Source organism: Pseudomonas fluorescens, assembly GCF_902497745.1.
GTDB lineage: Bacteria > Pseudomonadota > Gammaproteobacteria > Pseudomonadales > Pseudomonadaceae > Aquipseudomonas > Aquipseudomonas fluorescens_BM.
In genome coordinates, this window is sequence record NZ_CABVHJ010000023.1 from 80,023 (window position 1) to 93,196 (window position 13,174).

Annotated in this window: 12 protein-coding genes; 5 read left to right on the forward strand and 7 right to left on the reverse strand. The window is 61.0% G+C overall.

Features of this window, described 5'->3' with window-relative positions:
• Positions 1-189: 189 nt before the first annotated feature.
• Together F8N44_RS26885 and F8N44_RS26890 are read right to left on the reverse strand one after the other, a co-directional pair.
• Positions 190-1,044, reverse strand: coding sequence for a MaoC family dehydratase (locus F8N44_RS26885; RefSeq protein ID WP_150652438.1), 855 nt, complete (start codon positions 1,042-1,044; stop codon positions 190-192).
• A 3-nt stretch (positions 1,045-1,047) separates the two neighbouring features.
• The gene (locus tag F8N44_RS26890; protein WP_150652439.1) at positions 1,048-2,400 is read right to left on the reverse strand and encodes a 3-oxoacyl-ACP reductase; all 1,353 of its coding nucleotides are present in this window, start codon (positions 2,398-2,400) and stop codon (positions 1,048-1,050) included.
• A 253-nt stretch (positions 2,401-2,653) separates the two neighbouring features.
• On the opposite strand from F8N44_RS26890, the gene F8N44_RS26895 reads away from it, so the two are divergent.
• From F8N44_RS26895 to F8N44_RS26905, 3 genes are all read left to right on the forward strand, one after another.
• Positions 2,654-3,931, forward strand: coding sequence for an acetyl-CoA C-acetyltransferase (locus F8N44_RS26895; RefSeq protein ID WP_150652440.1), 1,278 nt, complete (start codon positions 2,654-2,656; stop codon positions 3,929-3,931).
• A gap of 441 nt (positions 3,932-4,372) precedes the next feature.
• Positions 4,373-5,269 (forward strand): PA4780 family RIO1-like protein kinase, encoded by an 897-nt coding sequence (locus F8N44_RS26900; protein ID WP_007958482.1) that lies wholly within the window; start codon positions 4,373-4,375, stop codon positions 5,267-5,269.
• Between the two features lie 351 nt (positions 5,270-5,620).
• Positions 5,621-6,829: an MFS transporter gene (locus tag F8N44_RS26905; RefSeq protein ID WP_150652441.1), complete on the forward strand. Its 1,209-nt coding sequence runs from the start codon at positions 5,621-5,623 to the stop codon at positions 6,827-6,829.
• Here the strand turns inward: F8N44_RS26905 and cueR are convergent.
• The 3 genes from cueR to F8N44_RS26925 all read right to left on the reverse strand — a co-directional run bounded on the left by cueR (position 6,783) and on the right by F8N44_RS26925 (position 10,165).
• Complete coding sequence (gene cueR, locus F8N44_RS26910; RefSeq protein WP_025111722.1) at positions 6,783-7,196, reverse strand: Cu(I)-responsive transcriptional regulator; 414 nt, start codon at positions 7,194-7,196, stop codon at positions 6,783-6,785. The genes F8N44_RS26905 and cueR overlap by 47 nt on opposite strands.
• Complete coding sequence (cueA, locus tag F8N44_RS26915; protein ID WP_150652442.1) at positions 7,193-9,586, reverse strand: copper resistance metal-translocating P1-type ATPase CueA; 2,394 nt, start codon at positions 9,584-9,586, stop codon at positions 7,193-7,195. The genes cueR and cueA overlap by 4 nt, the downstream gene beginning before the upstream one ends.
• Positions 9,587-9,781: 195 nt before the next feature.
• Positions 9,782-10,165 (reverse strand): hypothetical protein, encoded by a 384-nt coding sequence (locus tag F8N44_RS26925; protein ID WP_150652443.1) that lies wholly within the window; start codon positions 10,163-10,165, stop codon positions 9,782-9,784.
• Positions 10,166-10,312: 147 nt separating this feature from the next.
• Between F8N44_RS26925 and F8N44_RS26930 the strand changes: the two genes are divergently transcribed.
• Positions 10,313-10,510, forward strand: coding sequence for a cation transporter (locus F8N44_RS26930; RefSeq protein WP_150652444.1), 198 nt, complete (start codon positions 10,313-10,315; stop codon positions 10,508-10,510).
• Positions 10,511-10,599: 89 nt separating this feature from the next.
• The gene (locus F8N44_RS26935) at positions 10,600-11,802 is read left to right on the forward strand and encodes a multidrug effflux MFS transporter (protein ID WP_150652445.1); all 1,203 of its coding nucleotides are present in this window, start codon (positions 10,600-10,602) and stop codon (positions 11,800-11,802) included.
• Positions 11,803-11,806: 4 nt separating this feature from the next.
• Here the strand turns inward: F8N44_RS26935 and F8N44_RS31435 are convergent, their stop codons facing one another.
• Positions 11,807-11,980 (reverse strand): hypothetical protein, encoded by a 174-nt coding sequence (locus F8N44_RS31435; RefSeq protein WP_177431451.1) that lies wholly within the window; start codon positions 11,978-11,980, stop codon positions 11,807-11,809.
• A gap of 153 nt (positions 11,981-12,133) precedes the next feature.
• Positions 12,134-13,147, reverse strand: coding sequence for a zinc-binding alcohol dehydrogenase family protein (locus tag F8N44_RS26940; protein ID WP_150652446.1), 1,014 nt, complete (start codon positions 13,145-13,147; stop codon positions 12,134-12,136).
• Positions 13,148-13,174 lie beyond the last annotated feature (27 nt).

The window sequence follows — 13,174 nt, forward strand, 5'->3', positions numbered from 1 at the left end:
TCACACCATTCTCAAGTTGGTATTAACGCCTTTATATAGAGGGTGAAGTTCAGCGCCTAATAACTAATACCCACGATATAGCCGCACAAAAAAAGGCCTTGATAATCAAGGCCCGGGTTTTTTCAACGGAAGGGGGAAGGACGGCGAAAACTTAAGTTATATACACACAATTAACGGTGTCCCGCGTGCTCAGGCAATGGGCTGCCACTGCCCGACCATGTGTTCCAGGTCTTGTGCACCGATCAGCCGCAATTCACCACTGGATCCCGCCGCACTCGCCAATAAGGTCACCTCACTGGGCAGGCGCACCGGTTTGCGAAAGTGCACGGCGATCTCGAGGTTGGCCTTGGGCAGATGATCGCTCAGCGCCGCGAGCGTTCGCGCCTTGTTCCACAGACCATGGGCGATTGCTGTCGGAAAACCAAACAGCTTGGCACTCGCCGCACTCAAGTGAATCGGGTTGTAGTCTCCGGAGACTTTGGCGTATTGCCGCCCGATATCGGCCGGGGCTTTCCAGCGCGCCACCTCCACCAGCGATTGCGAGGGTTCCCAGTCTTGTTCGACAGCTTCGCCCTCAAGCTTCACGCCGCGACAGAGCATCTGGCTTTCGGCTTCCCACAACGGCCCGAGCTGATCATCCAGCGTGGTCAGCAGATCGAACGTTGCACCTTTGGGATGCGCTTGCAGATTTGTCACGCGCACGCTCACTTGCGCCCGACCGATTCCGCCCATCGGGCGCAACACGCGAATGCGGTTGCTCAGATGAATCAGCCCCAGCAGCGGAAACGGAAACCCCTTGGCGGTGAGCAGTTGCATCTGCAACGCAAAGGCGAGGATATGCGGATACGTCGGTGGCAACAGACCGTCATCGACGAATCCGCAGACCTTGCGATAGGCTGCCAGGCGCTTGCCATCGACATCGACCCCGCAGCGCAAGCCGCTGTCGGGCAATTGCGTGCCGGTGATTTTCCGTCGCGTTGCCGCCCTTGCGTAAAGCGCAGGCAGACTCGGTTCGCGATCCAGCGTGTGCCATTCGATGCTCATTGCCTATGCCCCCAGAACACTTTGTCCGCAGACCCGCAGCGCCTGCCCGGTGAACGCGCCGGTGCCCGGTTGTGCCAGCCACGCGACCGCTTCGGCAACGTCCTGCGGCAAGCCGCCCTGGCCCAGCGAACTCATGCGCCGCCCGGCCTCGCGCAGGCCGAACGGAATGTGTGCGGTCATCTGCGTTTCGATAAAACCGGGCGCGACGGCGTTGATGCTGATGCCACGTTCCAGCAACGTCGGAGCCCAGGCTTGCGCCAGCCCGATCAAACCGGCCTTGCTCGCGGCGTAGTTGGTTTGCCCGCGATTGCCGGCAATACCGCTGATCGAGGCCAGCAGAATCACCCGCGCGTTGTCGTGCAAGGTGCCGCTGTCGAGCAGGGCTTTGGTCAACACTTGCGGGGCATTGAGGTTGACCGCCAGCACCGCGTCCCAGAACTCCGGCGTCATGTTGGCCAGGGTTTTGTCACGGGTGATACCGGCGTTGTGCACCAGAATGTCGAGGCCGTCGGGCAACTGTTCGATCAGTTGCGTGGCGGCATCTTCGGCGCAGATATCGAGGGTGATGGCGCGCCCGCCGAGGCGCGCGGCGAGGGCTTCCAGATCAGTCTTGGCCGGTGGTACATCGAGCAGGATCACGTCGGCGCCATCGCGGGCCAGCGTTTCGGCAATAGACGCGCCGATGCCACGCGCAGCCCCGGTGACCAACGCCTTGCGCCCGGCCAGCGGGCGTGTCCAGTCAGTCACTGGCGTCGCGCAAGCCGTCAGACGAATCACTTGCCCGGAGACGAAGGCACTTTTCGGCGAAAGGAAAAACCGCAGCGGACCTTCCAGTTGATCTTCCGCGCCGTCGCCGACGTAGATCAATTGCAGCGTGCCGCCGCTGCGCAGTTCTTTGGCCAGCGAACGGGAAAATCCTTCCAGCGCTCGTTGCGCACTGGCGGCAAACGGATCACTCAGGGTTTCCGGGGCACGACCGAGAATCACCAGATGGGCGCTGTGCTCAAGATTCTTCATCAACGGCTGGAAGAATTCGCGCAGCTGTTTGAGCTGGTCGGTGTGCAGCAATTCGCTGGCGTCGAACACCACGGCTTTGAGTTTCGGCCCGTGACCGGGAATCCATTCGGTGGCCGTCGCCGGCTGTTCGCCGTAGCGGTAAATGCCGTCGGTCAAACGGTTGGCGAAGGCACTGATGCGCTCGGCCAGCGGCCCGCCGCCGATCAGCAACGCACCTTCCACCGGCCGCAGGCGCCCGGCCTGCCAGCGTTCCAGTCGCACCGGCGACGGCAGACCCAGCGCCCCGACCAGACGATGGCCGATGGACGAGTTGGCGAAGTCGATATAGCGGTCAGACATGGAACGCTCTCCAGAAGTTGGGGTTCAAAGTGTGGACTGTCGATGGCAATCAATCGTTCGATTCACGCAATAAGGCCTACGCTAGACACTGAGGTTTAGCAGGTCTTGCAGACATGCGCGGACCTTGTGGGAGCGAGCTTGCTCGCGAAGGCGTCGTATCAGTCGGTAAAAGTGGTGAATGTGCCGCCCTCTTCGCGAGCAAGCTCGCTCCCACAGGGATTGTTTCAACCCGAATTTATCCAAGGAGTTATTCATGAGTCAGCTGCGCCGCGTCGCGATCATTGGCGGTAACCGTATCCCCTTCGCCCGTTCCAACGGGCCGTACGCCACGGCCAGCAATCAGGCGATGCTCACCGCCGCCCTCGAAGGCCTGATCGAACGCTACAACCTGCACGGCCAGCACATCGGCGAAGTGGTGGCAGGCGCGGTGCTGAAATTGTCACGAGATATGAGTCTGACCCGTGAATGCGTGCTCGGCTCACGTCTGTCACCCGCTACGCCCGCCTACGACATCCAGCAAGCCTGCGGCACCGGGCTGGAAGCGGCGATCCTGGTGGCGAACAAGATCGCCCTAGGCCAGATCGACTGCGGCATTGCTGGTGGCGTCGACACCACCTCGGACGCACCGATCAGCGTCAACGAAGGTCTGCGCAGAATCCTCCTGCAAGCCAACCGCGCCAAGACCACCGGCGACAAACTGAAAACCTTTCTGCAACTGCGGCCCAAACATCTGATTCCGGATTTCCCACGCATCGGTGAACCACGCACTGGGCTGTCGATGGGCGAGCACTGTGAATTGATGGCGCAGACCTGGCAGATCCCGCGTGAAGAGCAGGATCAATTGACCCTCGAAAGCCATCACAAACTTGCCGCGTCGTACAGCGAAGGCTGGCACAACGACCTGATGACGCCGTTCCTTGGCCTGACCCGCGACAACAACCTGCGCCCGGACCTGACCCTGGAAAAACTCGCGGCGCTGAAACCGGCCTTCGAAAAAAGCGCAAAAGGCACATTGACGGCAGGCAACTCCACACCGCTGACCGATGGCGCGTCGGTGGTATTGCTCGGCAGTGAGGAATGGGCGAAGGAACGGGGTTTGCCAATTCTCGCGTATCTGCGCGATGGCGAAGCGGCGGCAGTGGATTTCGTCAACGGCGCCGAAGGGCTGCTGATGGCGCCGGTCTACGCCGTGCCACGGTTGCTGGCGCGCAATGGGCTGACCTTGCAGGATTTCGACTATTACGAAATACATGAGGCATTCGCCGCGCAGGTGCTGTGTACGTTGAAAGCCTGGGAAGATCCGGAATACTGCAAAACCCGACTGGGCCTCGACGCACCGCTAGGCTCGATAGATCGCAGCCGACTCAATGTGAAGGGCAGTTCGCTGGCGGCCGGGCATCCGTTTGCCGCGACTGGCGGGCGTATCGTCGCTAATTTGGCGAAACTGCTGGATGCGGCGGGCAAGGGCCGGGGCCTGATTTCGATTTGCGCCGCGGGCGGCCAAGGCGTTACCGCCATCATCGAACGTTAGAAGAGCCCCTCACCCTAACCCTCTCCCGGGGGGAGAGGGGACTGATTGGGGGATGTTTGAGAGATACGCCGACCTGAACGTGCTTCACCGAATCCATAATCGACGGTGTTTCAGTCAGATCGTTAGCCCAATCCATAATCGACGCGGTATGTAAGGTCGATGTATAACGCCAGACACCTCGGCTCCCTCTCCCTCCGGGAGAGGGCTGGGGTGAGGGTAAAGGGCTAAAACCGCAGATGTCAGATTCTGTCGCAAATGCCCTCAACGGCCGATACCAACATTCAAGGGCGGCTCAGCTATGATTCGCAGCGGTCGATTTTTTCGGCACAGTGTGTGCATTCACAGGTTCACAGGTCGGCAACCCCTCCCCGTTGTGCGAGGATTGCCGTATAACGAGTGACATTCGCGTGTTTGGTAATAAAGGACCCACAATAAAAGCTGATGAAGACTCCAAAACGCATTGAACCCCTGATCGAGGACGGTCTGGTCGACGAAGTGCTGCGCCCACTGATGAGTGGTAAAGAAGCAGCTGTTTATGTGGTGCGCTGCGGCAATCAGTTACGTTGCGCAAAGGTCTACAAGGAGGCGAACAAACGCAGTTTCCGCCAGGCGGCCGAGTATCAGGAAGGCCGCAAGGTTCGCAACAGCCGACAGGCTCGGGCGATGGCGAAAGGCTCCAAGTTCGGTCGCAAAGAGACCGAAGATGCCTGGCAGAACGCCGAGGTGGCGGCGCTGTTCCGTCTGGCCGGCGCCGGGGTGCGGGTGCCAAAACCGTATGACTTCCTCGACGGTGTACTGTTGATGGAGCTGGTGGCCGACGAATTCGGCGATGCCGCGCCGCGTCTCAATGACGTGGTGCTGGAGCCGGATCAGGCGCGCGAGTATCACGCGTTCCTGATTTCGCAGATTGTGCTGATGTTGTGTACCGGTCTGGTGCACGGTGACCTCTCGGAGTTCAACGTGCTGCTGACGCCGACCGGCCCGGTCATCATTGACCTGCCGCAAGCCGTCGATGCTGCCGGCAACAACCACGCGTTCAGCATGCTGGAGCGGGATGTCGGCAACATGGCTTCGTACTTCGGTCGCTTTGCGCCGGAGTTGAAGAAGACCAAGTACGCCAAGGAAATGTGGGCGCTTTACGAAGCGGGCACCTTGCACCCGGCCAGTGTGCTGACCGGTGAGTTCGATGATCCGGAGGACCTGGCCGATGTTGGCGGAGTTCTGCGCGAGATCGAAGCGGCGCGCCTCGACGAGGAACGCAAGCAGGCCATCCGCGCGGCGGACGACGAGCCGAAAGGCAAGTCCGACGAACCACCACCGCCACCGTGGATGCAGTGAGCGCTTGATGAGAAACCCGGCTTCGGCCGGGTTTTTTTGTTTGGTTTCGAAATGCACCCTCATCGGAACGCCGCCCGCCCAGCCCTCCCGAAACGTCGGACCGCCCAGAGGGAGAGGGGGCCGACCGAGGTGCCTTGCGTCATACATCGACCTGAAACACCGGGTCGATTATGGAATGGGCTACCGCGTTGATTATGGATTCGATACAGCACGTTCAGGTCGGCGTATCTCCACAGCATCCCCCAATCAGTCCCCTCTCCCCCTGGGAGAGGGTTAGGGTGAGGGCCTCTTTCGGATCAACGCAATTTCACGTCTACTGTCCACCGCCCCAACCACACTCAAGGACTGAATGTGACCACCCCGCGCAACACCCACCTGATCGTCACCGCCCGCCTGATCTCCGATTTCGGCGCCTTCCTCAACATGGTCGCGCTGGCCACCTACGTCTACCTGCTGAGCAACAGCGCCATGAGCGTCGGGATCTTCCTCGCCAGTCGCGTGGGCGGGGGGATCTTTGCCAGCCTGATTGGCACTGCGTTTTACCGCCGTTGCAGCGGACGCGCGCCGTTGATCGCGTTCGATCTGCTGCGCGCCAGCGTGCTCGGTTTGCTGTTGATCGTGCCCGTCAGCCAGCAAGCCTTGTTGCTGCCCGTGATCGCTTTCGGTCTGGGTCTGGGCAATTCGATGTTCGCTATCGGCCTCAACAGTCAATTGCCGCGTCTGATCCCCGCCGAGCAATTGCTCAAGGCCAACGCCTGGATCACTTCGGCGTCTTCAGCGGCCATGGTCGGCGGCAGTCTGGTTTCAGGTTTGCTGGTCGCGGGTTTTGGTTTTGAAACAGTGTTCGCCCTGAATGCACTGACCTATTTGCTGGCAGCGTTATTGATTGTGCCGCTGCGTTTCGAACCCGCAACAGTCAACGCAGCACCCGAACGCGGGGAATGGACCGCACTCAAGCAAGGCCTGCGTTCGGCACCGGTGATTGCCGCGATGCTTGCGGTGACGATGGCCGACACCTTGGGCAGCGCCGCGCACAACGTCGGCTTTCCGATCATTTCCAAACTGCTCACGCCGGAGTCGGCGAGCACCACACTGGGCCTGATGCTGGCGGTGTGGGCCAGCGGCAAACTGCTGGGCGCGCGAATCGCCAGCCGTCTCAAAGGCTCGGACAACATCAACCTCGAGCGGCGGTTTTTCTTCGGTGTGGCGCTGATGTCCTGCGGCTTTATCCTGATGTTCCAACAGCACAACCTCTACGGTCTGCTGCTGTTTTCCTTGCCGGCGGGGCTCGGTGATGGTTTTTCAGAAGTCGGGCTGATGTCGCGCCTGCAACGCGAACCCGAGCAGTTACGCCTGCCGATTTTCAGCGTGCTGACTTTGCTGCAAATGACCGGGTTCGGCATCGGCATGCTGATCGCCGCGCCGTTCTACGCCTGGTGGACGCCAGGTGCCGTGGTCATGCTGTTCCACGGCATTCCCCTCGGCACATTGCTCACGGTAAAGCTGTTGGCGCTCAAGCGCGGGCGGGTTGCGCGCAGCAGCCCGACGCCAGTTCCTTGAGGATCGGGCAGTCGGGGCGATGGTCTCCGTTGCAGTGCTCGACCAGGTCTTGCAGGGTGTCGCGCAGTTCGCCGAGTTCGCGGATCTTCTGGTTCAACTCGTCGATGTGCTGACGGGCCAAGGCTTTGACATCGGCGCTGGCGCGCTGGCGATCCTGCCAGAGGGTCAGCAGCTTGCCGACCTCTTCCAGCGAAAAGCCCAAGTCCCGCGAGCGCTTGATGAATGCCAGCGTGTGCAGGTCGTCGTCGCCGTAGACCCGGTAACCGCTGTCGGTGCGATGGGCCGCCTTGAGCAGGCCAATCGACTCGTAATAACGGATCATTTTTGCGCTCAGGCCACTGTGTCTGGCCGCTTGGCCGATGTTCATCGGTGTTCCTCCAGATCCTTGGGTTTCCAGGTTTTCAACAGTAGCGCATTGCTCACCACGCTGACGCTCGACAGCGCCATGGCCGCACCGGCCAGTACCGGGTTGAGGAAGCCGAACGCCGCCAGCGGAATGCCGATCAGGTTGTAGACGAAGGCCCAGAACAGGTTCTGGCGGATCTTCGCATAAGTCTTGCGACTGATCTCCAGTGCCGCCGGCACCAGCCGTGGATCGCCGCGCATCAATGTGATGCCCGCCGCGTGCATGGCCACGTCAGTGCCGCCGCCCATGGCGATGCCGATGTCGGCCGCGGCGAGGGCCGGGGCGTCGTTGATGCCGTCACCGACCATGGCGACCACGCCGGTTTTTTTCAGCTCGGTGACGGTGGCGGCTTTGTCCGCCGGTAGCACTTCGGCGTGGACATTGCTGATGCCCAAGGCCTCGGCGACCACGCGAGCGCTGCCGCGATTGTCGCCGGTCAGCAGATGGCTGTGGATATCGCGTGCAGCGAGTTGTTGCACGGCTTCCAGCGCTCCGGGTTTCAAGGTGTCACCGAAGGCGAACAAGCCGAGCACTTTCGGTTCCGGACTTTGCTCGATCAACCATGACAGAGTGCGGCCCTCGGCTTCCCAGGCTTGGGCGGATTCGCCCAGATTGCCGGCGCTCAAAGCGCTTTCCTCCAGCAACCGGCGATTGCCCAGCGCCAGGCACCGGCCGTCGAGATTGCCGGCGATGCCGCGACCGGTGAGCGACTGACTGTCGCTGACATCCGGTACGTGCAGTCCTCGTTCCGCTGCGGCATCGAGCACCGCTTTGGCCAACGGGTGTTCGCTGCCGCGTTGCAGCGCACCGGCCAGTGTCAGCAACGAGTTTTCATCACCATCCACTGCACTGAAATGGGCGATACGCGGCGTGCCGGAGGTCAGCGTACCGGTCTTGTCGAACACCACGCTGCTGACTTCATGAGCGCGTTCCAGTGCTTCCGCGTCCTTGATCAGAATGCCATGACGCGCGGCCACGCCGGTGCCGGCCATGATCGCCGTCGGCGTGGCAAGGCCCAGCGCGCACGGGCAGGCGATGACCAAAACAGCGACGGCATTGATCAATGCGGTTTCCATTGGCGCGCCGTAGAGCCACCAGCCGATCAGTGTCGCCAAGGCAATCAGCAACACGGTTGGCACAAAGATCTGGCTGACTTTATCCACCAGTTTCTGGATCGGCGCCTTGGCGGCCTGAGCGTCCTCGACCAGACGAATGATCCGCGCCAGTACGGTTTCCGCACCGAGCGCCTGAGTGCGCACCAGCAAGCGCCCCTCACCATTGATCGCGCCGCCGGTGACTTTGTCACCCGGTTGTTTCGGCACCGGCAAGCTTTCGCCACTGATCAATGCTTCGTCGGCATGACTTTGGCCTTCGATGACTTCGCCGTCGACCGGGAAACGCTCGCCGGGTTTGACCAGCACCAGATCGTTGAGGCGCAGAGCGCTGATGGCGACCTCCTGTTCGCGGCCATCAATCACTTGAATCGCCCGCTCCGGACGCAACGCTTCAAGGGCGCGGATGGCGCTGGCGGTCTGGCGTTTGGCGCGACTCTCCAGATATTTGCCGAGCAGCACCAAGGCGATGACCACCGCCGACGCTTCGAAATACAGATGCGGCATACGCCCGGCAGCGGTGGCCCATTCATAGAGACTCAAGCCGTAACCAGCACTGGTGCCGAGGGCGACCAGCAAGTCCATGTTGCCCGCTCCCGCACGCACGGCTTTCCACGCGGCGACATAGAAACGTGCACCGAAAACAAACTGCACCGGCGTGGCGAGGGCAAATTGCGCCCAGGCCGGGAGCATCCAGTGGATGCCAAACGGTTGCAGCAACATCGGCGCCACCAGCGGCAGCGCCAGGGCGATCGCGCAGATCAGTGCCCAGCGTTCATGTTTCAGGCGCTGTTGTTGGTTATCGGTTTGTGGGTGCTCGGCTTGCCAGACGCTGGCCGAATAACCAGCCTTGGTGACGGCTTCGATCAGGTTTTGCGGATCGACCTGACCGAGCAATTCGAGGTGGGCGCGTTCGTTGGCCAGGTTGACGCTGACGCTTTTCACCCCGGGGACTTTGTTCAGGGCGCGCTCGACGCGACCGACGCAGGAGGCGCAGGTCATGCCCTCGATATTCAGTTCGATGGTTTGCTGCGGGACGCTGTAACCGGCGCGCTCAACTGCGTCCATCAAGGCCGGCAAACTGCCGCCGGGTGCCTGCACACGGGCCTGCTCGGTGGCGAGATTGACGCTGACGGCACTGGCACCGCTGACTTTGCTCAACGCCCGCTCGACACGGCCGGCGCAACTGGCGCAGGTCATGCCGGCAATCGGCAGATCGAACGTGATGGAATCGGACATCGGTCGTACTCCCTGTAGTAGATGCCTACAAGGATCAACCTTGCCATGCGGGCAAGGTCAAGCGCCATTCTTTGACTCGCCGCAAAAGCAACTGTGGGAGCGAGCCTGCTCGCGAAAGCGGTGGGTCAGTCAACATCATCGCTGAATGACACACCGTATTCGCGAGCAGGCTCGCTCCCACAGGTCTGGATTTGCTTAATAGCCGAGATCGGCGCGCTTCAGGTACATGCCTTCCTGTGTCATCGCGATCCGGTACTTCTGCACATCGCCCGCCTGCAGTTTTATTTCCTGTGAACCCGGTGCGAGCACGCCCGGATTACAACCCGGTACTTGCCCCGGCAGTAGTTTCAGACGTAGCGAAACAGTGCCAGGTGGCAAGTTGAAAGATGTGCTCTGTTCCTGAAACAGGCGTGCCGACAGCTGATCCTGGATATACACACCGATCTCGCAGGAGGTTGCCACTTCCAGACGCTCACGGGAGATGATCAGAACGCCGTAATCCTCGCCAGCGGCTTGCACTTGAGGGACGGCGGCAAAGAGGCTGAGAAAGCCAAACAGGCTGAAAGCTGACCAGCGCATGGCTGAATCTCCTGAATCGAGTCATTGATGTACGCAGCTTGGCCGAGCGCGGCGCCGATTGCCAGCCCGGCAGTTTATTGAAGAACTTGACCTTGCCATCGTGGCAAGCTCGAAACTGGCGGCAATCTCACTCAAAGGAGTTATTCCATGCAAGTGTTCAACGTTCAAGGCATGTCCTGCGGCCATTGCGTCAAAGCCATCACCAACGCTCTGCAGGCCAAGGATCCGGCGGCCAGCGTGCGGGTCGATCTGGCGGCGAAAGAGGTGGGCGTCGAGAGCGCGTTGACCAGCGATCAGGTCATCGAGGCGATCAGCGAAGAAGGCTACGCGGTGAAACTCGTCTGAAGTTTTATAGTTAGCGAGCTATCGGAATGTTCAAGGCGTCCGGGCGCGGCTAGACTGTCGGGCTGCCGACTTGCCAACCTGGATGCCTGATGAACTTCCGTACCATTCTGATCCTCGGTGCCTTGACCGCCTTCGGGCCCTTGGCGATCGACTTCTATTTACCCGCATTTCCCTCTATGGCGCTGGCGTTCGGCACCGACGAGAAACATGTACAGATGACGCTGGCGGCGTATTTCGCCGGATTGTCGATTGGCCAACTGCTTTACGGCCCCGTGGCGGATCGCTTTGGCCGGCGTATTCCGCTGCTCGTGGGGCTCACGCTGTTCACCTTGGCATCGCTGGCCTGCGCCTATGCGCCGAACCTCGAATGGCTGATCGGTGCGCGTTTTGTCCAGGCGTTGGGCGGTTGCGCGGGGATGGTGATTTCCCGGGCGGTGGTCAGCGACAAATGCGACGCGGTCGGCTCGGCGAAGGTCTTCTCGCAATTGATGCTGGTGATGGGCCTGGCGCCGATTCTGGCGCCGATGCTCGGTGGCCTGCTGGTCAACACCACAGGCTGGCAGTCGATCTTTTTGGTGCTGACCGGGTTCAGTGCCTTGGCAGGATTGGCCGTGGCCCTGGGGCTGCCGGAAAGTATGCCCGCGCACATGCCGCGCCAGCCGTTGTCCGGCGCATTGCGCCAGTACGGACGCTTGCTCAAGGATCGGGTTTACCTCGGTCATGCCCTGACCGGCGGCATCGCCATCGCCGGGATGTTTGCCTACATCGCGGGCTCACCGTTTATCTTCATCAAGCTGTATGGCGTGCCTGCCGAGCATTTCGGCTGGCTGTTCGGCACCAATGCGGCGGGGTTCATTCTGGTGGCGCAGGTCAATGCGCGCTTGTTGGCCAAGCGTGGCCCGGCATTCCTGCTGGCACGTGCGGTTTGGGTTTATCTGGCGGCGGGGCTGACGCTGCTCGCGGTCAGCGCCCTGCACACCGAATCCTTGTGGCCGCTGCTGATTCCGCTGTTCATCTGTGTTTCCAGCCTCGGCTGCATCAGCCCCAATGCCGCAGCTTGCGCGATGAACGGGCAGGGCGGGCGTGCCGGCAGTGCTTCGGCGTTGCTCGGTTGCATGCAGTTCAGCGTCGCCGCTGGCGCTTCAGCGCTGGTGGGCGTGTTGCACGACGGCACGGCTGTACCGATGGCAATCGTCATCAGTATTTGCGGTGTGCTGGTAGTGTGCGTGGCAATGCTCACCCGGCGTCTGCAGAACGCGCGGGCGCTGGCGCAAGCTCAGGCTGAGGCGTGAATCCTCAGCCGGCAGCGCGCTGCTGGCTACGGTCGGGAATCTGGTGGGGTGCGCAAATTCGCGCTTCGAGGGTGCGGGTGAAGGCCAAAGCTTCGGCTTCACTGCGGAATGTCACGGCGTGTTGGTCCAGACGAACCTGCCATTGAGACTTTGCCACTTCTTTTATCAGGATCTTCATTGCTGACCTCCCTTGCGTAAAAGATGTATCGCAGAGGCTTCGATTGTAGTCCTGAATACGATCGCAATTGTGACAACGGTCAATCATCTGACTGACGGCAAAAAGCCCTCGGCAGCCCCTGTGGGAGCTGCCGAGGGCTTCGATTTTTCGAACTCAGAAACCTTCCAACACAATTTTTCCCTTGGCTTTGCCACTTTCCAGCAACTCATGGGCGCGGCGCAGGTTGCTCGCATTGATCGTGCCGAAATGCTCACCCACCGTAGTCTTCAACGTCCCGGCATCAATCAGCTCGGCCACGCGGTTGAGCAGTTTGTGCTGTTCGATCATGTCCGGCGTCTCGAACAGCGAACGGGTGTACATGAACTCCCAGTGCAGTGACAGGCTCTTGCGTTTGAGTTTGCTCACGTCGAGCGACTTCGGATCATCGATCAGCGCCAGTTTGCCTTGCGGCGTCAGCGCTTCGACCAATTGATCCAGATGTTGATCGGTCTGGGTCAGGCTGGCGACGTGAGTCACGCTGTCGATCCCGGCGCGCTTCAGCTCTTCGCTCAGTGGCTGGCTGTGATCGATCACCAGGTCGGCGCCCAGTTCTTTTACCCAGTCGCAAGTCTGTTCGCGAGACGCGGTGCCGATCACTTTCAGACCGGTCAACCGTTTCGCCAACTGAGTGAGGATCGAACCCACCCCCCCCGCCGCGCCGACGACCAGCAGGCTTTGGCCTTGATCGGTTTTGCCCTCGCGAATTTGCAGACGTTCGAACAACAGCTCCCACGCGGTGATCGCGGTCAGCGGCAGCGCGGCGGCTTCGGCGAAACCGAGCGACTTGGGCATGTGGCCGACGATGCGTTCATCCACTACGTGCAGCTCGCTATTGCCGCCGGCACGGGCGATGGAGCCGGCGTAGAAGACTTTGTCGCCAGCCTTGAACAATGTCACTTCGCTGCCGACTGCCTTGACCACACCGGCAACGTCCCAGCCCAATACTTTCGCTGCACCGTTTTCCGGCGCCACGTTCTGCCGCACTTTGGTGTCGACCGGATTCACCGAAATGGCTTTGACTTCCACCAGCAGGTCGCGCGGGCCGGCGACCGGTTCTGGCAGCTCGATGTCTTGCAGGGATTGAGCGTCGCTGATCGGCAGAGAGGCGTAGTAGGCGATGGCTTTCATGAGTGGCTCCGTACAGGTATAGAAGAA

Coding starts and splice junctions, on each gene's coding strand:
- F8N44_RS26930 (WP_150652444.1), top strand. CDS start 10,313: ATGCAAGTGTTCAACGTTCAAGGCATGTCCTGCGGCCATTGCGTCAAA.
- F8N44_RS26940 (WP_150652446.1), bottom strand. CDS start 13,147: ATGAAAGCCATCGCCTACTACGCCTCTCTGCCGATCAGCGACGCTCAA.
- F8N44_RS26935 (WP_150652445.1), top strand. CDS start 10,600: ATGAACTTCCGTACCATTCTGATCCTCGGTGCCTTGACCGCCTTCGGG.
- F8N44_RS31435 (WP_177431451.1), bottom strand. CDS start 11,980: ATGAAGATCCTGATAAAAGAAGTGGCAAAGTCTCAATGGCAGGTTCGT.
- F8N44_RS26900 (WP_007958482.1), top strand. CDS start 4,373: ATGAAGACTCCAAAACGCATTGAACCCCTGATCGAGGACGGTCTGGTC.
- F8N44_RS26890 (WP_150652439.1), bottom strand. CDS start 2,400: ATGTCTGACCGCTATATCGACTTCGCCAACTCGTCCATCGGCCATCGT.
- cueR (WP_025111722.1), bottom strand. CDS start 7,196: ATGAACATCGGCCAAGCGGCCAGACACAGTGGCCTGAGCGCAAAAATG.
- cueA (WP_150652442.1), bottom strand. CDS start 9,586: ATGTCCGATTCCATCACGTTCGATCTGCCGATTGCCGGCATGACCTGC.
- F8N44_RS26925 (WP_150652443.1), bottom strand. CDS start 10,165: ATGCGCTGGTCAGCTTTCAGCCTGTTTGGCTTTCTCAGCCTCTTTGCC.
- F8N44_RS26885 (WP_150652438.1), bottom strand. CDS start 1,044: ATGAGCATCGAATGGCACACGCTGGATCGCGAACCGAGTCTGCCTGCG.
- F8N44_RS26895 (WP_150652440.1), top strand. CDS start 2,654: ATGAGTCAGCTGCGCCGCGTCGCGATCATTGGCGGTAACCGTATCCCC.